The sequence below is a fragment of the Streptomyces sp. NK08204 genome (assembly GCF_020400585.1).
In the GTDB taxonomy this organism is placed as follows: domain Bacteria; phylum Actinomycetota; class Actinomycetes; order Streptomycetales; family Streptomycetaceae; genus Streptomyces.
Window position 1 is genome coordinate 1 of the sequence record NZ_JAINVF010000022.1, and the last position, 18,696, is coordinate 18,696.

General features: G+C 71.7%; 17 protein-coding genes. 11 read left to right on the forward strand and 6 right to left on the reverse strand.

Annotated features, from left to right (window positions below; genetic code table 11):
- Positions 1-903: 903 nt before the first annotated feature.
- Positions 904-1,620, reverse strand: a complete 717-nt coding sequence (gene ndgR / locus K7G59_RS26470; RefSeq protein WP_061925666.1) for an IclR family transcriptional regulator NdgR — start codon at positions 1,618-1,620, stop codon at positions 904-906.
- Between the two features lie 192 nt (positions 1,621-1,812).
- Between ndgR and leuC the strand changes: the two genes are divergently transcribed.
- From leuC to K7G59_RS26490, 4 genes are all read left to right on the forward strand, one after another.
- Complete coding sequence (leuC, locus tag K7G59_RS26475) at positions 1,813-3,237, forward strand: 3-isopropylmalate dehydratase large subunit (RefSeq protein WP_225838465.1); 1,425 nt, start codon at positions 1,813-1,815, stop codon at positions 3,235-3,237.
- A 5-nt stretch (positions 3,238-3,242) separates the two neighbouring features.
- Positions 3,243-3,836, forward strand: a complete 594-nt coding sequence (leuD, locus tag K7G59_RS26480; protein WP_225838467.1) for a 3-isopropylmalate dehydratase small subunit — start codon at positions 3,243-3,245, stop codon at positions 3,834-3,836.
- A gap of 263 nt (positions 3,837-4,099) precedes the next feature.
- A complete protein-coding gene (locus tag K7G59_RS26485; RefSeq protein WP_225838470.1) occupies positions 4,100-4,330 on the forward strand; it encodes a hypothetical protein in 231 nt (76 codons plus the stop codon).
- A gap of 136 nt (positions 4,331-4,466) precedes the next feature.
- Entirely contained in the window at positions 4,467-5,108 is a 642-nt protein-coding gene (locus tag K7G59_RS26490) for an HU family DNA-binding protein (RefSeq protein ID WP_225838473.1), read from the forward strand.
- A gap of 70 nt (positions 5,109-5,178) precedes the next feature.
- On the opposite strand, the gene K7G59_RS26495 is transcribed toward K7G59_RS26490, so the two are convergent.
- Complete coding sequence (locus K7G59_RS26495) at positions 5,179-5,406, reverse strand: hypothetical protein (protein WP_225838476.1); 228 nt, start codon at positions 5,404-5,406, stop codon at positions 5,179-5,181.
- A 161-nt stretch (positions 5,407-5,567) separates the two neighbouring features.
- Positions 5,568-6,206, reverse strand: a complete 639-nt coding sequence (gene cofC / locus K7G59_RS26500; protein ID WP_225838478.1) for a 2-phospho-L-lactate guanylyltransferase — start codon at positions 6,204-6,206, stop codon at positions 5,568-5,570.
- Positions 6,207-6,393: 187 nt separating this feature from the next.
- On the opposite strand from cofC, the gene K7G59_RS26505 reads away from it, so the two are divergent.
- The 3 genes from K7G59_RS26505 to K7G59_RS26515 all read left to right on the forward strand — a co-directional run bounded on the left by K7G59_RS26505 (position 6,394) and on the right by K7G59_RS26515 (position 9,409).
- Positions 6,394-7,164: a 1-acyl-sn-glycerol-3-phosphate acyltransferase gene (locus K7G59_RS26505; RefSeq protein WP_225838480.1), complete on the forward strand. Its 771-nt coding sequence runs from the start codon at positions 6,394-6,396 to the stop codon at positions 7,162-7,164.
- The gene (locus K7G59_RS26510) at positions 7,161-8,171 is read left to right on the forward strand and encodes an NAD(P)H-dependent glycerol-3-phosphate dehydrogenase (RefSeq protein WP_225838483.1); all 1,011 of its coding nucleotides are present in this window, start codon (positions 7,161-7,163) and stop codon (positions 8,169-8,171) included. Before K7G59_RS26505 ends, K7G59_RS26510 begins: the two co-directional genes overlap by 4 nt.
- 80 nt (positions 8,172-8,251) lie before the next feature.
- Positions 8,252-9,409 (forward strand): D-alanine--D-alanine ligase family protein, encoded by a 1,158-nt coding sequence (locus K7G59_RS26515; RefSeq protein WP_225838486.1) that lies wholly within the window; start codon positions 8,252-8,254, stop codon positions 9,407-9,409.
- 19 nt (positions 9,410-9,428) lie between these two features.
- Here K7G59_RS26515 and K7G59_RS26520 read toward each other — a convergent pair whose 3' ends face one another.
- Both K7G59_RS26520 and K7G59_RS26525 read right to left on the reverse strand, forming a co-directional pair.
- Positions 9,429-9,947, reverse strand: a complete 519-nt coding sequence (locus K7G59_RS26520) for a DUF3515 domain-containing protein (RefSeq protein WP_225838488.1) — start codon at positions 9,945-9,947, stop codon at positions 9,429-9,431.
- A 20-nt stretch (positions 9,948-9,967) separates the two neighbouring features.
- A complete protein-coding gene (locus K7G59_RS26525; RefSeq protein ID WP_003997603.1) occupies positions 9,968-10,201 on the reverse strand; it encodes an Lrp/AsnC family transcriptional regulator in 234 nt (77 codons plus the stop codon).
- 252 nt (positions 10,202-10,453) lie between these two features.
- Here K7G59_RS26525 and K7G59_RS26530 point away from each other — a divergent pair, with 252 nt between their 5' ends.
- Together K7G59_RS26530 and thiD are read left to right on the forward strand one after the other, a co-directional pair.
- A complete protein-coding gene (locus K7G59_RS26530; RefSeq protein ID WP_225838490.1) occupies positions 10,454-11,419 on the forward strand; it encodes a thiamine-phosphate kinase in 966 nt (321 codons plus the stop codon).
- A complete protein-coding gene (thiD, locus tag K7G59_RS26535) occupies positions 11,416-12,201 on the forward strand; it encodes a bifunctional hydroxymethylpyrimidine kinase/phosphomethylpyrimidine kinase (RefSeq protein ID WP_225838492.1) in 786 nt (261 codons plus the stop codon). Before K7G59_RS26530 ends, thiD begins: the two co-directional genes overlap by 4 nt.
- Before the next feature lie 138 nt (positions 12,202-12,339).
- On the opposite strand, the gene rpmB is transcribed toward thiD, so the two are convergent.
- Positions 12,340-12,525 (reverse strand): 50S ribosomal protein L28, encoded by a 186-nt coding sequence (gene rpmB / locus K7G59_RS26540; RefSeq protein ID WP_003993230.1) that lies wholly within the window; start codon positions 12,523-12,525, stop codon positions 12,340-12,342.
- A gap of 258 nt (positions 12,526-12,783) precedes the next feature.
- Here rpmB and K7G59_RS26545 point away from each other — a divergent pair, with 258 nt between their 5' ends.
- A complete protein-coding gene (locus K7G59_RS26545) occupies positions 12,784-14,535 on the forward strand; it encodes a DAK2 domain-containing protein (RefSeq protein WP_225838494.1) in 1,752 nt (583 codons plus the stop codon).
- 897 nt (positions 14,536-15,432) lie between these two features.
- Positions 15,433-18,657, forward strand: coding sequence for a helicase-related protein (locus K7G59_RS26550; protein WP_225838496.1), 3,225 nt, complete (start codon positions 15,433-15,435; stop codon positions 18,655-18,657).
- The last annotated feature ends 39 nt before the right edge of the window (positions 18,658-18,696 follow it).

Below are 18,696 nucleotides of genomic sequence, written 5' to 3' on the forward strand. Positions count from 1 at the left end.
GGGGGGGGGGGGGGGGGGGGGGGGGGGGGGGGGGGGGGGGGGGGGGGGGGGGAGGGGGGGGGGGGGGGGGGGGGGGGGGAGGGGGGGGGGGGGGGGGGGGGGGAGGGGGGGGGGGGGGGGGGGGGTGCCGTGGCCGGAGAGGGTGGGCTGCCAGGGGGCTGGTGCACGGGGCGGCTCACAGGGGGCATGCGGACGCGCCGACTGACGGGGGGCGGCGTGTGGGGAGGTCGGCTGAGGGGGAGACCGGCTGAGGGGGGCCGTCCCATGGGGAGCCGGTACACGGCGATCGGGTCGCCGGGAGGAGCCGACCGTGGGGGGAGACCGGCTCGGGGGAGCGGGTCTGTGGGGCGGCTCACCGGGCCGCAAGGGGGCTGATGCGGGGCGGGTCGACGGGGAACCCGCTGCGGGGGAACAGCTGAGCGGCCTGCTGGTGGGGCCCGCATACGGGGGCCGCTCGCAGAGGACCCGCCGAGGGGAAGGGGGCCGACGCGGACAGGTGCACGGGAAGCTCGCCCGACGGGCAGCGGTCTGGGGGAGGCCGGTGACCAGGGGTGGGCTCGCGTGGGGGAACCGCTGTCCGTGAGGTCGGCCGCGGGGAGCCGGTGTGGGGGCGGGGTCGGCTGGGGGCCGGCTGCGGGGGGAGCCGGTGCCGACTGGCCGGGACGTGGGGGCCGGGTGGCGCGGCCGGTGCGCAGGGGCCGGTTTTGGGGAGAGTCGGTGTGCGGGGTCCCGCGTGCGGGCCCGTCGGACGGCGGGGAACCGGGCCGGGGAAGCCCGTCCGGGCGGGGCCGGTGGGTGGGGGCTGCGGGGGTACCGGGGACGGCAGGCGAGGAGGGGCTGCCGCGGCGTTGAGGCCGCCCCTCCTCGGTGTTGTCGAAAGGTCCCCGGTGGTTCGGCAGGCGCTCAGCCGGAGCGGCGCAGTGCCTCGGACAGGCGTGCAGCGGCGTCGATGACCGCCTGGGCGTGCATACGGCCGGGGTGGCGCGACAGGCGCTCGATCGGGCCGGAGACGGACACCGCGGCCACCACACGGTTGGAAGGGCCGCGTACGGGAGCGGAGACGGACGCGACGCCGGGCTCCCGCTCACCGATCGACTGGGCCCAGCCACGCCGCCGGACACCCGACAGGGCCGTCGCCGTGAAGCGGGCCCCCTGCAGCCCCCGGTGCAGCCGTTCCGGCTCCTCCCAGGCCATCAGGATCTGCGCCGAGGAACCGGCCTTCATCGTGAGCGTGGAGCCGACCGGGACCGTGTCCCGAAGTCCGGACAGGCGCTCGGCCGCGGCCACACAGATGCGCATGTCGCCCTGGCGACGGTAGAGCTGCGCGCTCTCGCCCGTGACGTCCCGGAGATGGGTGAGCACCGGGCCCGCCGTCGCCAGCAGGCGGTCCTCGCCCGCCGCCGCGGCCAGCTCGGCCAGGCGCGGGCCGAGGATGAACCGCCCTTGCATGTCGCGTGCGACCATGCGGTGGTGTTCCAGAGCCACGGCCAGGCGGTGAGCCGTGGGTCGTGCCAGTCCGGTGGCTCCGACCAGACCCGCGAGGGTGGCCGGACCGGACTCCAGAGCGCTGAGGACGAGGGCCGCCTTGTCCAGAACGCCGACGCCGCTACTGTTGTCCATGCAACGATACTCACGTCTCACTCTGTGAAACGCAAGTTCAATTTTCCGTGGAAAGCGCCACCCTGGAGTCACACAGCGGCCCGTGGACCAATAGGGCCTGGCGGCGGACGCCCGGAATCACAGGGGCGCGGGAGCTGCCTCCTCAAGATCTCTAGTTGGGCCGGTGGACGCTTGCCGGCCGAAGGGAAAGCGATGGGTAGGACACTCGCGGAGAAGGTCTGGGACGACCATGTCGTCCGGCGCGCCGAGGGCGAGCCCGACCTCCTCTACATCGATCTGCACCTGCTGCACGAGGTGACCAGCCCGCAGGCCTTCGACGGGCTGCGCAAGAGCGGGCGCCAGGTGCGCCGCCTGGACCTGACCATCGCCACCGAGGACCACAACACCCCGACCCTCGACATCGACAAGCCGATCGCCGACCCGGTCTCCCGTGCCCAGTTGGAGACGCTGCGCAAGAACTGCGCCGAGTTCGGGGTGCGCCTGCACCCGCTGGGCGACGTCGAGCAGGGCGTCGTGCACGTCGTCGGCCCCCAGCTGGGCCTGACCCAGCCCGGTACGACCGTGGTCTGCGGCGACTCCCACACCTCCACGCACGGCGCGTTCGGCGCCCTGGCCTTCGGCATCGGCACCTCCCAGGTCGAGCACGTGCTGGCCACCCAGACGCTGCCCCTGGCCCGGCCCAAGACCATGGCCATCACCGTCGAGGGTGAGCTGCCCGAGGGTGTCACCGCCAAGGACCTTATCCTGGCGATCATCGCGAAGATCGGTACGGGCGGCGGCCAGGGCTATGTCCTGGAGTACCGCGGCTCCGCCATCGAGAAGCTCTCGATGGAGGCCCGGATGACCATCTGCAACATGTCCATCGAGGCCGGCGCCCGCGCGGGCATGATCGCCCCGGACGAGACGACCTTCGCGTACCTCAAGGGCCGTGCGCACGCCCCCGAGGGCGCCGACTGGGACGCCGCCGTCGCGTACTGGAAGACGCTGCACACCGACGACGACGCCGAGTTCGACGCCGAGGTCGTGATCAACGCCGACGAGCTGTCCCCGTTCGTCACCTGGGGCACCAACCCCGGCCAGGGCGCGCCGCTTTCGTCGCGCGTCCCCGACCCGGCTTCGTACGAAGACGCCTCGGAGCGCCTCGCCGCCGAAAAGGCCCTGGAATACATGGGGTTGGAGGCCGGACAGCCGCTGCGCTCCATCAAGGTGGACACCGTCTTCGTAGGTTCCTGCACCAACGGACGCATCGAGGACCTGCGTGCCGCCGCCGGGATCCTCCGCAGCCGCAAAGTCGCCGAGGGCGTACGGATGCTGGTCGTCCCGGGCTCCGCGCGCGTGGGTCTGCAGGCCGTGTCCGAGGGCCTGGACGCGGTCTTCAAGGAGGCCGGCGCCGAATGGCGGCACGCGGGCTGCTCGATGTGCCTCGGCATGAACCCCGACCAGCTGGCCCCGGGCGAGCGCTCCGCATCCACCTCCAACCGCAACTTCGAGGGTCGGCAGGGCAAGGGCGGCCGTACGCACCTGGTGTCGCCGCAGGTCGCGGCCGCGACCGCCGTCCTGGGCCACCTGGCCTCGCCCGCCGATCTGTCCGACGCCCCTGTGCCCGCTGGAGTCTGAGAATCATGGAAGCCTTCACCACCCACACCGGCCGGGCCGTCCCGCTGCGCCGCAGCAACGTCGACACCGACCAGATCATCCCTGCTCACTGGCTCAAGAAGGTGACCCGGGACGGTTTCGAGGACGGGCTCTTCGAGGCCTGGCGCAAGGACGGGTCCTTCGTCCTCAACCAGCCCGAGCGGCAGGGCGCCACCGTCCTGGTCGCCGGACCCGACTTCGGCACCGGATCCTCCCGCGAGCACGCGGTCTGGGCGCTGCAGAACTACGGCTTCAAGGCCGTGATCTCCTCTCGCTTCGCGGACATCTTCCGCGGTAACTCGCTGAAGAACGGCCTGCTCACGGTCGTCCTCGACCAGAAGATCGTGGACGCGCTGTGGGAGCTGACCGAGCGGGACCCGCAGGCGGAGATCACCGTCGACCTCGAGCAGCGCGAGGTGCGCGCCGAGGGCGTCACCGCATCCTTCGAGCTGGACGAGAACTCCCGCTGGCGGCTGCTGAACGGCCTGGACGACATCTCCATCACCCTCCAGAACGAGGACGACATCGCCGCCTACGAGGCCAAGCGCCCCTCGTACAAGCCGCGCACGCTCCAGGCCTGACCCGGCACCCGGGAAGGTCGATTTTCGGCCACCCCGATATCCCCTCTGTACCCCCGGTCGCCACGATCGGGGGTACAGCCATGTCAGCGGCCGAACGGCCCCCCGCCCTCCCGCCCCGGCGCTCAACCTCCCACGTCAGGAAGGGAATTGGCGGGTCCCGTGCACCGGCAGACCTGGGCCTGCCGAGCGGTCGAGAAAGCTGCCAGGCCCGGCAGTTGCCCCCTGGGCGGGCGACAACTCGCCCCAGATGGCACAATCTGTGCATGGAACACGACGGCCAACTCGAGCTCTATACGGCAGTCGCGGACCAACTCAAGGAAGCGCACTCCCGGGTGCGCGCACTGCAAGTCCCGGAGGGCGTACGGGTGGCGCTGACCCGGAAGCTGCTGGTCATTACGGCCGTGGCCAAGCACGATCTCGCCGGTGCGGCAAGGCGGCTCGAACGGTTCGCTGCGGACCTCGACGAGGGTCGGATCCCCGAAGAGGACAGCTGAACAGTCCGAGGCAGCCGAGTCTGTTGCGGCACAAGGGTGATAAGCCCGTTTCGTGTTTGATTTGCGGTATATATCTGCCTAACGTGCGAAAAAGCTTGAACACTTTCGTTCTAGCGATGTCTCCGAAGGGGAAGACGTGAACAAGGCGCAGCTCGTAGAAGCGATTGCCGACAAGTTGGGTGGCCGCCAGCAGGCCGCCGACGCTGTCGACCATGTCCTGGACGCCATCGTCCGCGCCGTCGTCGCGGGCGAGCGGGTCTCGGTCACCGGCTTCGGGTCCTTCGAGAAGGTGGACCGCCCCGCCCGCTACGCCCGCAACCCCCAGACGGGCGAGCGGGTTCGGGTCAAGAAGACCTCCGTGCCGCGCTTCCGCGCCGGTCAGGGCTTCAAGGACCTGGTGAGCGGCTCGAAGAAGCTCCCGCGGGGCGGCGAGGTGTCCGTCAAGAAGGCTCCCAAGGGCAGCCTCACCGGTGGTGCCGCGGCGACGGTCAAGAAGGCCGCCGCGAAGAAGACCACCAAGGCTGCTGCGAAGAAGACCACGGCCAAGAAGGCCGCACCGGCGAAGAAGGTCACCGCGAAGAAGACCACGGCGCAGAAGACGGCCGCCAAGAAGACCACGGCCGCCGCGAAGACCACCGCCGCCAAGACCACCGCCAAGAAGGCGACGGCCAAGAAGGCCCCGGCGAAGAAGGTCACCGCCAAGAAGGCCCCGGCCAAGAAGTCGACGGCTCGCAAGACGACCGCCAAGAAGACCACCGCTCGCAAGGCGACGTCGTAAGAACGCCAGGGCACTCACGCGCCGGGCCGGACTCCCCTGGGGAGCCCGGCCCGCGGCGTGTGCAAGGCAGTTACAGGGTCTGAAGGGTGACGAGGGTGATCCGGAGAGGGCCCTTTTCGCCCGCCTTCCCGCCCGCCTTCTCGCTCTCGGTCTCGATCCGCACCCGCTGCCCCGGCCGCAGCAGCCGCAGCCCGCCCGCGTCGAACGCGGCGGCGTCGAAGGGCACCGGCGTGCCGTCGTCCAGCAGCACCTGCCCGCTGCGGGTCTCGGGGTCGTACGTGTAAGCGGTCGCCTGCATGACGGCCAGCCTAATGCCCGGCGCGGTGGGGGTCCCGCCGCCGGGGCGCGGGCCGTCTGCCGGGTGCCGGTACGCCGTGGCCGGCCGCGCGGTTCCCCGCACCACCGAGGGTGCGGCGCCCCCGCCGGGCGCCTCACGACCCCGGGATCAGGCCGGGCGCCTCACGACCCCGGGATCAGCAGGCCCGCCGACGCCGCCGCCGTGTACGGCCCCACCCCGAGCGTCAGCGCGGCGCGCAGGTCGGCACCGGTGTCCACGTCCTGCCGTACCGAATCCACCCGCGTCAGCCGCAGTTCCACGGCGCCCGAGGCGCCGTGCCGGGCACGGGATCCGGTGCCGAAGGCCGGGAGCAATTCCCGCTCAGGCGCCGCGGCCAGCAGCGTGGTGCCGAGCGCTGCCGCGTCCGCAAGAAAGGCCCGCGGGAATTCCGTCGCCGCCCGAAGCACCCGGGACAATTCCAGCGGGCGCAGTGCGGGCAGATCGGCGTTCAGGGCCGCGACCGGGGCGCGGGGGCGACTTTGCCGGACGACGGCGGCTCCGTGCGCGAGAGCGGCGTTCAGGCCCCTTCCCGGTGTATCTGGGACGATTCGCGCGCCGAGCGCCGCCAGTTCCCGCCCGGCCAGCTCGTCGTCCGTGACGACCGCCACATCCGCGACCGCCTCGCACGCGACCGCAGCGGCCACCGTGTCCTGCGCGAACGCGAGTGCCAGTCCCGGGCGCACCCCGTCCGCGGCGGTGTCCGAGAGCCTGCTCTTGGCCCGTGTCAGAGGCTTCAGGGGGATGACCAAGGTCCACTGCACCGGCTCATTGTCCCCCGGGGCATCCGGCGGCCGTCGTGTCGGGGGAAGGACGCGAAGCCCTTTGGAGGGCAGTGCCCGGTGACGGGCGGGCGTACGGTGTTCTCGACAGACCGGCGGCCTGGGGTGACACTTGTGCGGCCCCCGGCCCAGGTGGCAGCGCCTTACAGGCCTAGAGGAAGGTGTCCGCGTGCCCCGCCGCAGAATCGGCTTCTGGTACCGCTTCGCCGCGGTGATCTGCAAACCGCCACTGGTGGTTCTGATCAAGCGGGACTGGCGTGGAATGGAGCACATTCCGGCCGAGGGCGGATTTATCACCGTGGTGAACCACAATTCCCACGTCGATCCTTTTGCGTATGCCCATTACCAGTACAACACCGGACGGGTTCCGCGCTTTCTGGCGAAGAGCGGACTTTTCCGGAAGGGAATCGTCGGTGCCGCGATGCGCGGCACCGGACAGATCCCTGTCTACCGCGAGAGCACGGACGCGCTCAGCGCCTTCCGTGCCGCGATCGACGCCGTGGAGCGCGGCGAGTGCGTCGCCTTCTACCCCGAGGGCACCCTCACGCGCGACCCGGACGGCTGGCCCATGACCGGCAAGACCGGTGCCGCGCGCGTGGCCCTGCAGACCAAGTGCCCGGTCATCCCGGTCGCGCAGTGGGGCTGCAACGAACTCCTGCCGCCCTACGCCAAGAAGCCCCACCTCTTCCCGCGCAAGACCCACCACGTCCTCGCGGGCCCGCCGGTGGATCTCTCCCGCTTCTACGACAAGGAGATGACCGCCGAGCTGCTCAAGGAGGCCACCGAGGTCATCATGGCGGCCATCACCCGCCAGCTGGAGGAGATCCGCGGCGAGAAGGCGCCGGCGACGCCGTACGACCCGCGCCTGGAGCGGATCGAGCAGCGCCGCCGTACCCAGGCGCAGACCAAGCACAAGCAGGAAGAGGGGCAGAGCAAGTGAGCACGCCTGTCCGGGCGGCCGTCATGGGCACCGGCTCCTGGGGCACCGCCTTCGGTATGGTCCTCGCCGACGCCGGCTGCCAGGTGACCCTGTGGGCCCGCCGCCCCGAGCTGGCCGACGCGGTCAACTCCACGCGGACCAACCCCGACTACATGCCCGGAGTGGAACTCCCGGAGAACCTGCGCGCCACCGGCGACGCGGCCGAGGCCCTGCGGAACGCCGACTTCACCGTCCTCGCCGTCCCCTCCCAGACCCTGCGCGACAACCTCGCCGAGTGGACCCCGCTGCTCGCCCCCGGCACCGTCCTCGTCTCCCTCATGAAGGGCGTCGAACTCGGCTCCACCATGCGGATGAGCGAGGTCATCGAGGACGTCGCCAAGGTCGGCGCCGACCGTATCGCCGTGGTCACCGGCCCCAACCTGGCCCGCGAGATCGCCGCCCGCATGCCTGCCGCCGCCGTGGTCGCCTGCACCGACGAGGCGGTCGCCCAGCGGCTCCAGACCGCCTGCCACACGCCCTACTTCAGGCCGTACACCAACACCGACGTGGCCGGCTGCGAACTCGGCGGCGCGGTCAAGAACGTGATCGGCCTCGCGGTCGGCATCGCCGACGGCATGGGGCTCGGCGACAACGCCAAGGGCTCGCTCATCACGCGCGGTCTCGCCGAGACCACCCGGCTCGGGGTCGCGCTCGGCGCCGACCCGCTGACCTTCTCCGGACTCGCCGGCCTGGGCGACCTGGTGGCCACCTGCTCCTCGCCGCTGTCGCGCAACCACACCTTCGGCACCAACCTCGGCAAGGGCATGACCCTGGAGGAGACCATCGCGGTCACCAAGCAGACCGCCGAGGGCGTCAAGTCCTGCGAGTCGGTGCTGGACCTGGCCCGCCGGCACGGCGTCGACATGCCCATCACCGAGACGGTGGTCGGCATCGTCCACGAGGGCAAGCCGCCGGTGGTCGCCCTGAAGGAGCTGATGTCGCGCAGCGCGAAGCCCGAACGACGCTGAGCGACGCTGGACGACGCCCCCCTGCCGGCGGCCCGTCGACGCTGTATCCGGGCTCTACCACCGGGTACTCTCAACGCGATATGAGCACCGAGAACCTCCCCCAGAGCCCTGAGCAGCCGTCCCGTAAGCCGCGCGTGGCCGTCGTGTTCGGCGGGCGCAGCTCCGAACACGGGATCTCCGCGGTCACCGCCGGCGCCGTCCTGAGCGCCATCGACCGGACGAAGTACGATGTCCTGCCGATCGGCATCACGCGGGAGGGCCGTTGGGTGCTCACCGCCGACGAGCCGGAGCGGATGGCCATCACCGACCGCCGCACCCCCGAGGTCGAGGACCTGGCGGAATCGCCCGAGGGCGGCGTGGTGCTCCCCGTGGACCCCGCCAGCCGTGAGGTCGTCTACAGCGAGCCCGGCTCCGTGCCCAAGGCGCTCGGCGAGGTCGACGTGGTCTTCCCGGTGCTGCACGGCCCCTACGGTGAGGACGGCACCCTCCAGGGCCTCCTGGAACTGTCCGGAGTGCCCTACGTGGGCTCGGGCGTGCTCTCCTCGGCCGTCGGCCAGGACAAGGAGTACATGAAGCGGGTGTTCACCTCCTTCGGGCTCAAGGTGGGCCCGTACGTGGTGATCCGGCCCCGTGAGTGGCAGCAGGACGAGTCCGCCGCCCGGAAGAAGATCATCGACTTCGCCGGCGAGCACGGCTGGCCGCTGTTCGTGAAGCCCGCGCGCGCGGGTTCGTCCATCGGCATCACCAAGGTCGACGACCTCTCCGGCCTGGACGAGGCCATCGCCCTGGCCCAGCAGCACGACCCGAAGATCCTCGTGGAGGCGGCGGTCAGGGGCCGTGAGATCGAGTGCGGCGTCCTCGAGTTCGAGGACGGGCCGCGTGCCTCCGTCCCGGCCGAGATCCCGCCCCCGGACACCCACGCGTACTACGACTTCGAGGCCAAGTACATCGACTCCACGCCCGGCATCGTCCCGGCCCCGCTCACCGACGAGGAGACCGCCGAGGTGCGCCGTCTCGCGGTGGAGGCGTTCGAGGCGGCCTCCTGCGAGGGACTGGTCCGCGCGGACTTCTTCCTCACCGAGGACGGCGAGTTCGTGATCAACGAGATCAACACCATGCCCGGCTTCACGCCCATCTCGATGTACCCGCAGATGTGGCAGGCCACCGGCGTCAGCTACCCGGAGCTGGTGGACCGCCTGGTACAGGCGGCGCTGCGCCGTTCGACCGGGCTGCGCTAGCGCCCCGCCGCGAGGCCGGTCACCGCATGGAGGCGATCCCCTTCGGGATCGCCTTCTTGATGGAGGGGGCGAGGTCCGCGAGGACCGAGGCGCCCTCCTCCTGCGCCGACATGCCCTTGGGCAGGCTCACCTGCACATAGGCCACGCGCCTGGCCGTGGTGAACCGCCAGGTGCCGTCGCTCTGCTTCTCCATGAGCCAGTTGACGCCGTCGACCCCGCCCGCGATCGCGTTCCGGTCACCGCCCTCGGCGACCTTGGGGTCGACCATCTTCGGCGGCCGTACGACCCCGCAGCGCAGTATGATCGCCGGGTTTCCCCAGCCCGCGGTGTAGGCGGACCGGGGCGTGGGGTCGTTGCGGTTCCGCCCGTCCAGCTTCTCGGGCAGCACCGGGTGCAGCGTGCGGCACGCCTTCGCCGTCCTGGCGTCCGGGGTGGGAACCGCGACCGCCGAGTTGTCGTCTGCCGAGGAGCAGCCCGCGACCGCGAGCAGCACAGCGGGCGCGAGCAGGCCGAGGGGCCGGTGACGGAAAATATTCACCGGCCAAGCGTAGACGGGGGCTACAGATGCACGACCGGACAGGTCAGGGTGCGGGTGATGCCGTCCACTTGCTGGACCTTGGCGACCACCATGCGGCCGAGATCGTCGACCGTGTCGGCCTGGGCGCGCACGATGACGTCGTACGGACCCGTCACGTCCTCCGCCTGGATCACTCCAGGGATCTTGCTGATTGTCTCTGCGACGGTCGACGCTTTGCCGACCTCCGTCTGGATCAGGATGTACGCCTGTACCACGGAACCTCCAGGGCGGCCACGAGGATCATGTGGGGGGAAAAGGAACGCCACGGTACCGCGTCGCCGCGTTCCGCGGGAGAACTCACGGCAACCGGGCCTGCGCGCCAGGGTGCAGGCACGACAGAAGTTGACGATCGTCCGGACCGTATCGGACGGTCATCCTGACCGTACCCGACGGTCGTGCCGACCGTATCGAGGACACTGATGAAGCGCGAGCGGGCAAGGCAAGAGCCAGAAGGGGAGTAAAGGGTCATGAAGGGCACTGTCGGTGAGCTAGGGGAGTTCGGGCTCATCAGGGAGCTCACCTCCCGTCTCACCACCACCCCGGCGGTCCGGGTCGGCCCCGGCGACGACGCCGCGGTGGTCGCCGCCCCCGACCGCCGGGTGGTGGCGAGCACCGACATCCTGCTGGAGGGGCGGCACTTCCGCCGCGACTGGTCCACGGCCTACGACGTGGGCCGCAAGGCGGCGGCGCAGAACCTCGCGGACATCGCCGCCATGGGCGCCGTACCCACCGCGCTGCTGCTCGGCCTGGTCGTCCCCGCCGAACTCCCGGTCACCTGGCCGAGCGAGCTCATGGACGGCCTGCGCGACGAGTGCCAGGTCGCCGGTGCCTCCGTGGTCGGCGGGGACGTCGTACGCGGCGACACGATCATGGTGTCGATCACCGCGCTCGGTGATCTGCGCAACCAGGAGCCGGTGACCCGCGCGGGAGCCCAGCCCGGCGACCTCGTGGCCGTCACGGGCTGGCTGGGCTGGTCCGCGGCCGGCTTCGCGGTGCTCTCGCGGGGCTTCCGCTCCCCGCGGGCCTTCGTGGAGGCCCACCGGCGCCCCGAGCCGCCGTACCACGCGGGTCCGGCCGCCGCCGCGCTCGGCGCGACCGCGATGTGCGACGTCAGCGACGGCCTGATCGCCGACCTCGGGCACATCGCCGAGGCCAGCAAGGTCCGCATCGACATCCGCTCCGGCGCCATCGACATCCCGACCCAGATGAACGACATCGGGCAGGCCGTCGGTGTCGACCCGATCCAGTGGGTGCTGACCGGAGGAGAGGACCACGCGATCGTCGCGACCTTCCCGCCGGACGCCAAGCTCCCGGCCCGCTGGAAGGTCATCGGCGAGGTCCTCAACCCCTCCGCGCTGCCCCAGGTGACGGTCGACGGGGCGCCCTGGACCAGCAAGGGCGGCTGGGACCACTTCGGGGACATCGAGTCATGATCCCCAGGGCCCTGACCGTGGCGGGCTCGGACTCCGGCGGCGGGGCCGGTATCCAGGCCGACCTGAAGACGATGCTGGCGCTCGGCGTGCACGGCATGAGCGTGATCACCGTCGTGACCGCGCAGAACACCCTGGGTGTGCGGGGCGCCTGGGAACTGCCCGCGGAGGCGGTGCGGGCGCAGTACCGCGCTGTCGTCGACGACATCGGCGTCCAGGCCGTGAAGACCGGGATGCTGTCCTCGGCGGAACTGGTCGAGACGGTCGCCGAGTTGATCTCCGGCACCCAGGCCCCGGCGGTCGTGGACCCGGTCGGCGTCTCCAAACACGGCGACCCGCTGCTGGCCGCGTCCGCGCTGGACTCGGTGCGTACGAAACTGCTGCCGGCGGCGACCGTGGCGACGCCGAACCTGGACGAGGTGACCCAACTCACCGGCGTACGGGTCGAATCGGAGGGCGATCTGCGGCGGGCCGCGGCGGCCGTGCTGGCGTACGGGCCACGTTGGGTGCTGATCAAGGGCGGCCACCTGGCGGGGGACGCCGTGGACCTGCTCACGGACGGCTCCGAGGAGCACTGGCTGCGCGCCCCCCGCCACGGCAACCGGCACACCCACGGCACGGGCTGCACCCTGGCCTCCGCGGTCGCGTCGGGCCTGGCGAAGGGGCTGCCCGTGCCGGAGGCGGTGGCCGAGGCCAAGGAGTACGTCACCGGGGCGATCGCCGCCGGGTTCCCGCTGGGAGCGGGGATCGGGCCGGTGGATCACGGGTGGCGGTTCAGGAACTGAACCGCGGGAGCCGAACCGCAGTGGGCACGGCAAAAAGCCGGCCCACCCGGAGGTGGACCGGCTCTGTGCAGCGAACCAGACAGTGGCCGCGCGCGGATGGGGTTCCCCCCTGCTCCTCGGAGCCTGGGGGAGGGTGCGTCAGCGCGAGACCTTGCCGGCCTTGATGCACGAGGTGCAGGCGTTCACGCGCTTCGGCGTCCCGCCGACCACGGTACGCACACGCTGGATGTTCGGGTTCCAGCGGCGGGACGTACGGCGGTGCGAGTGCGAGATGTTGTTGCCGAAGCCCGGCCCCTTGCCGCAGACGTCGCAGTTGGCAGCCACGGGTCACTCCAAAGACTTCAGATGCACTTACGGTTAATCCCGGCATGCCGGGATCGAGATCCTAATACCTGAGATCTTGAGTGGCGTTGCCAGGGGAACGGCCCGATCAGATCGGGCAACCGGAGCAGCATACAACGGCTGCGTCGGTACAACGAAACTATCATGGCGGCTCAGGGCCCCGCTCCCGGCCCTCTTCCGGTGGACACCAGGCCAAGGTCTACGCTGCGTCCACCGTCCAGCCGGCTCAGGGAGGCACAGGTGGCGCAGGTGCCGCAGACATTCTTCGATGCGGTCGCGGTGCGCACCTGGTGCGGTCTGGCGCTGGGGGCCCTGGGACGGGCCCGCGAGGAGATCGACGCGATCAACGTCTATCCGGTGGCGGACGGGGACACCGGGACCAATCTCTACCTGACCCTGGAGTCGGCGGCCACGGCCGTGGAGGCGGTGTTCGCCGGGTACGAGACCGGTGCGCAGCAGCCGTCGCTCGCCGACGCCGTGCGCGCCATGGCCCACGGGGCGCTCATCGGGGCCCGGGGCAACTCCGGGACGATCATGGCGCAGCTGCTGCGCGGCATGGCCCAGGTGCTCGCCGAGGGGGAGGCCCCGCACATCGACGGCCCCGGATTGCGACTGGCCCTGCGGCACGCGGCCGACTCCGCCCGGCACGCCGTGGCCCACCCGGTCGAGGGCACCGTGCTGACGGTCGCCTCGGCCGCCGCCGACGCCGCCGAGCGGGCGGGGGACGCCCCGGGCGACTGCGGCACGGTCGCGCGGGCGGCGTACGAGGGTGCCCGCACGGCCTTGGCGGCCACTCCCGGCCAGCTGGCCGTGCTGGCGCGAGCGGGCGTGGTCGACGCGGGCGGACGCGGGCTGGTGGCGGTGCTCGGGGCGCTGGTGGAGGCGTTCACGGGGCAGGCGGTGCCGGGGGAAGCGGTGCGGACGACCGTCCCTGCCCCCGCCTCTGCGCCCACCTCTGCCCCCACACCCGTCCCCGGCGCCGGTGCTCTCGTGCGTGTGCCCGCCCTTTCCGGGGCCGGCGACCTGTGCGCCGGGGCCGGCCAGCAGTGCGCCGACGGCGGTGTGAGCGAAGGCCCCGCCTTCGAGGTGATCTATCTCCTGGAAGCCGACGACACGGCCGTGGCCCGGCTACGCGAGCGGCTGGACGCCCTCGGGGACTCCCTGGTCGTGGTCGGCGGCGACGGGCTGTGGAACGTGCATGTGCACGTCGACGACGCGGGCGCCGCCGTGGAGGCCGGCGTCGAGGCCGGGCGGCCGTACCGGATCCGGATCACTCACTTCGGGCGCGGCGCCGTGCACACCGGTGGCGAGCGACCCCCGCGCGAGCGCGCCCAGCGGGCCGTCGTCGCCGTCGTACCGGGCGAGGGCCTGGCCGGGCTCTACACCGAGGCCGGGGCGACCACGGTCCTCGCGCGCCCGGGGGAGCCGCCGGCCAGCGGGGAGCTGGTGCAGGCCCTGCGGCGTGCCCACGCGCGCGAGGTGGTACTGCTGCCGAACGACGCCGAACTGCGTCACACGGCCGCGGCGGCGGCCGAGCAGGCCCGCGCCGAGGGCGTCCGCGTCGCCCTGATCCCGACCCGCTCGGCGGTCCAGGGCATCGCAGCGCTGGCGGTGCACGAGCCGGACCGCCGGTTCGACGAGGACGTCGTCCAGATGACCTCGGCGGCCGGCGCCACCCGGTACGCCGAGGTCGTCGTCGCCGAACACCAGTCCTTCACGACGGCCGGCATCTGCCAGGCCGGGGACGTCCTGGGCCTGATCGACGGCGACGTGGCGGTGATCGGCGCGGACGTGACCGCCACCGCCGAGACCGTGCTGGACCGCATGCTCCAGGCGGGCGGCGAACTGGTCACCCTCGTCATCGGCGACGAGGCGCCGAAGACCGTCACCGAACACCTGCAGACACGTGTACGCGAGTCCTATCTGGCCGTGGACACGGTGGTGTACCGGGGCGGCCGGCAGGGGGCACTGCTGCTGATCGGCGTGGAGTGAGCACCCCCGCTCCGCTCCCGTCCCCCGCTCTTCTTTTGCTCGCTCCTGCTCACCCCCGCTCCTGCGCGAGACGGAGCGTCTGCGTCGCCTCCGCCCGTCGCGCCTGGACGGTCTCGCCCGCCGCGTCGGCGCTCTCGTAGGCCGCGAGGACGCCACGCGCGCGTGCCACGGCGTCGGCGGTCCGGCCCAGACCGGCCTCCAGCCGGCTCGCGGCGAGTTCGGCGCCGGTACGGTCGTACCGCCCGTCGGCGCCGAGAGCGCCGAACGGACCAGCAGGTCGCCGAACCGGCCTCGGGTGGCGCCGAGTTCGGCGGTGAACCGGTCCCGGGCGGTCGGGTCGGCGGCGGTCTCCAGCGCACGTTGGCAGGCACGCACCGCCTCCGCCGCCCGGTCCCGCGATCGTGCAGGCGCGGTGGTGGCTCGGGGACTGTCGGAGCGAGCTGGGCGAGCACCGGGCCGCCGCCGAACACCGGCTCGTGCGCGCGTGGGCCCGGTCCGCCTCCTCCAGCAGCCCGGCGTTGCCCAGGGACTCGGCGGCGAGGTGGGCCGGCGTGGCGTGGTCCTGCTCGGGCCAGTGCCGGGCGATAGCGGCGGATCGCGTGCGCCCGACTCCACGCGCGGACGAGGAACGGGGCGTTGCCGAGCGAGCGCCACAGCTTGCCTGGGAATCCATCGTCACTGCGCCGGAGCGGGGAGAACGTGCGGCGCGGGGTCGGGCGGTCCCGGGCCGGGCCGGTGACCGCGGGGATGCCCCGAGCGCATCGCCCCAGGCCCGGAAAGTCTCATCTGACCAGCTTTTTCCTGATTCGAAGGGGAGGTGCGGGAGGGGCATCATCAGGGGCTGGGCGATGAACGCCCAGCCCAGCGTCTGCGGCATTGTCAGTGGTGTGGTGTGCAATGGATCCCGTGCCCGCACTGCAAGAACCGCTCAAGAAGGTGCTCGGCCCCGCCACCGCGAAGGTGATGGCCGAGCACCTCGGCCTGCACACCGTCGGTGACCTCCTGCACCACTACCCGCGCAGATACGAGGAGCGCGGACAGCTCACGCACCTCGCCGACCTCCCCATGGACGAGCACGTCACAGTGGTCGCCCAGGTCGCCGACGCCCGCCTGCACAGCTTCGCCTCCGCCAAAGCCCCCCGAGGCAAGGGCCAGCGCCTCGAGGTCACGATCACCGACGGCAGCGGCCGGCTCCAACTCGTCTTCTTCGGCAACGGGGTTCACAAGCCCCACAAGGAACTGCTGCCGGGCACCCGCGCGATGTTCGCCGGCAAGGTCTCCGTCTTCAACCGCCGCCTCCAGCTTGCCCACCCTGCCTACGAGTTGCTGCACGGCGACGCCGAGGAGACGGTCGAGACCTGGGCCGGTGCCCTGATCCCCCTGTACCCGGCCACCGCCAGACTGGAGTCCTGGAAGATCGCCAAGGCCGTCCAGACGGTCCTCCCGAGCGCCCAGGAGGCCCAGGACCCCCTCCCGGACACCCTCCGCGCGGGCCGCGGCCTGCTCCCCCTCCCCGAGGCCCTGCTCAAGATCCACCGCCCGCACACCAAGGCCGACGTCGCCGACGCCCGCGCCCGCCTGAAATGGGACGAGGCGTTCGTCCTCCAGGTCGCCCTGGCCCGCCGCCGGTACGCCGACGGCCTGCTCCCGGCCGTCCCCCGCACCCCGAAGCCCGACGGCCTCCTGTCCGCCTTCGACGCCCGCCTGCCCTTCACCCTCACCGAGGGCCAGCGGAAGGTCTCCGAGGAGATCTTCGCCGACCTGGCCACCGAGCACCCGATGCACCGGCTGCTGCAGGGAGAGGTGGGTTCGGGCAAGGCCCAGCCGCTCCACTCGCTCGTGCTGACCCCGGCCGGTTTCCGTCGCATGGGTGACATGAGGGTCGGGGACGAAGTCGTCGTCCCGGATGGCGGGATCGCCCTGATCGACGGTGTCTTCCCGCAGGGAGAGCGCGATGTCTGGCGCATGGTCCTGTCCGACGGAAGCTCCGTCGAGTGCGACGACGAGCACCTGTGGATCGTCGGTACCAGCGCCGGATGGCACCGTGGCCAGACACCCAGCATCATGACGACCCGGGAGATCCGTCTCGACACCTTCGAGGCGGACGGAGACTCCAAGTGGTACCTCCCGGCGGCCACCCCGGTCGATCTCGGAGACGACTCGGGCCTGCCCCTCGATCCGTATCTCTTCGGCCTTCTCCTGGGAGACGGCTCGCTCCGCCACCACCTGCGTCCGGCCACCGAGGACAAGGCGATCCGTGACGCTGTGGCGGCAGCCGTCGCGCCAGAGTGCCGTCCGGTTCCGGTCGAGGGGTCCCGTCGCGGCTGCGCGACCGGGCCGGCGGATCCTGCGGGAGGAGCGCGCAATCCTGTGATGCAGGCATTGCGTGAGCTGAACCTGTTGGACGTGACGTCGGACGGAAGCTTCGTTCCCGAGGAGTTCAAGAACACCTCGGTCAAGGACCGTCTGGCGCTGCTGCAAGGCCTTCTGGACACCGGTGGCACCGTCCAGCCGGACGGCATGAGCATCTCGCTCAGCTCGGCCTCACGCAGGCTCGCGGACGACATCGCATGGCTCGTCCGCTCGCTCGGCGGCTCGGCACAAGTCCTTCCCGAGGAGGCCGCCTTCGACGTCTCGGTGGCCCTGCCTGGTGAGTACGCGCCGTTCAGACTGGCCCGCACATCCGAACAGATGCGGCCGAGGCCGCATCACGACACCTTCCGGCGCGGTGTCCGTGCGGTCGAGTACGTGGGCCGCATGCCCGTCCAGTGCATCAGCGTCGCTCATCCGAGCCACGCCTATGTCACCGACAACTTCACGGTGACCCACAACACGATGGTGGCCCTGCGCGCCATGCTCGCCGTCGTCGACGCCGGGGGCCAGGCCGCCATGCTCGCGCCCACCGAGGTCCTCGCCCAGCAACACCACCGGTCGATCGTCGAGATGATGGGCGAGCTGGCCGAGGGCGGCATGCTGGGCGGCACCGAGCACGCCACCAAGGTGGTGCTGCTGACCGGCTCCATGGGCGCCGCCGCCCGCCGCCACGCCCTGCTGGACCTGGCCACCGGCGAGGCCGGCATCGTGATCGGCACGCACGCGCTGATCGAGGACAAGGTCCAGTTCCACGACCTCGGCCTGGTCGTCGTGGACGAACAGCACCGCTTCGGCGTCGAGCAGCGCGACGCCCTGCGGGGCAAGGGCAAACAGCCCCCGCACCTGCTCGTCATGACCGCCACCCCCATCCCGCGCACGGTCGCCATGACCGTCTTCGGTGACCTGGAGACCTCGGTCCTGGACCAACTCCCGGCCGGACGCTCGCCGATCGCCAGCCACGTCGTCCCGGCAGCCGACAAACCCCACTTCCTCGCCCGCGCCTGGGAGCGGGTCCGTGAAGAGGTGGCGAAGGGCCACCAGGCATACGTGGTCTGCCCGCGCATCGGCGACGACGTCGACGAGGCGGCCGACCGGAAGAAGGCTGGGAAGTCCCCCGAGGACGAGGCCGACAAGCGCCCCCCGCTCGCGGTCCTCGACGTGGCCGGCCAGTTGGCCCGCGGTCCGCTCCAGGGCCTGAAGGTCGAGTTCCTCCACGGCCGTATGCACCCCGACGACAAGGACGCCGTCATGCGCCGCTTCGCGGCCGGCGAGACGGACGTCCTGGTCGCCACGACGGTCATCGAGGTGGGCGTCAACGTCCCCAACGCCACCGTCATGGTGATCATGGACGCCGACCGTTTCGGCGTCTCCCAGCTGCACCAGCTCCGCGGCCGGGTCGGCCGCGGCTCCGCCCCCGGCCTCTGCCTCCTGGTCACCGAGATGCCCGAGGCCAGCGCCGCCCGCCAGCGCCTCAACGCCGTCGCCTCCACCCTGGACGGCTTCGAGCTCTCCCGCATCGACCTGGAACAACGCCGTGAGGGCGATGTCCTCGGCCAGGCCCAGTCCGGCGCCCGCTCCAGCCTCCGGGTCCTCGCCGTCATCGAGGACGAGGAGGTCATCGCGCAGGCGCGGCAGGAGGCGACGGCGGTGGTGGCCGCCGACCCCGAGCTGACCGGCCTGCCCGGCCTGCGTATCGCGCTGGACGCCCTTGTGGACGAGGAGAGGGAGCAGTACCTGGAAAAGGGATGAAACCGGAACTCCCCAGGGGTGCGGGGGCTGTGTCCGTAT

Coding starts and splice junctions, on each gene's coding strand:
- ndgR (WP_061925666.1), bottom strand. CDS start 1,620: ATGGACAACAGTAGCGGCGTCGGCGTTCTGGACAAGGCGGCCCTCGTC.
- leuC (WP_225838465.1), top strand. CDS start 1,813: ATGGGTAGGACACTCGCGGAGAAGGTCTGGGACGACCATGTCGTCCGG.
- leuD (WP_225838467.1), top strand. CDS start 3,243: ATGGAAGCCTTCACCACCCACACCGGCCGGGCCGTCCCGCTGCGCCGC.
- K7G59_RS26485 (WP_225838470.1), top strand. CDS start 4,100: ATGGAACACGACGGCCAACTCGAGCTCTATACGGCAGTCGCGGACCAA.
- K7G59_RS26495 (WP_225838476.1), bottom strand. CDS start 5,406: ATGCAGGCGACCGCTTACACGTACGACCCCGAGACCCGCAGCGGGCAG.
- K7G59_RS26515 (WP_225838486.1), top strand. CDS start 8,252: ATGAGCACCGAGAACCTCCCCCAGAGCCCTGAGCAGCCGTCCCGTAAG.
- K7G59_RS26530 (WP_225838490.1), top strand. CDS start 10,454: ATGAAGGGCACTGTCGGTGAGCTAGGGGAGTTCGGGCTCATCAGGGAG.
- thiD (WP_225838492.1), top strand. CDS start 11,416: ATGATCCCCAGGGCCCTGACCGTGGCGGGCTCGGACTCCGGCGGCGGG.
- K7G59_RS26550 (WP_225838496.1), top strand. CDS start 15,433: ATGGATCCCGTGCCCGCACTGCAAGAACCGCTCAAGAAGGTGCTCGGC.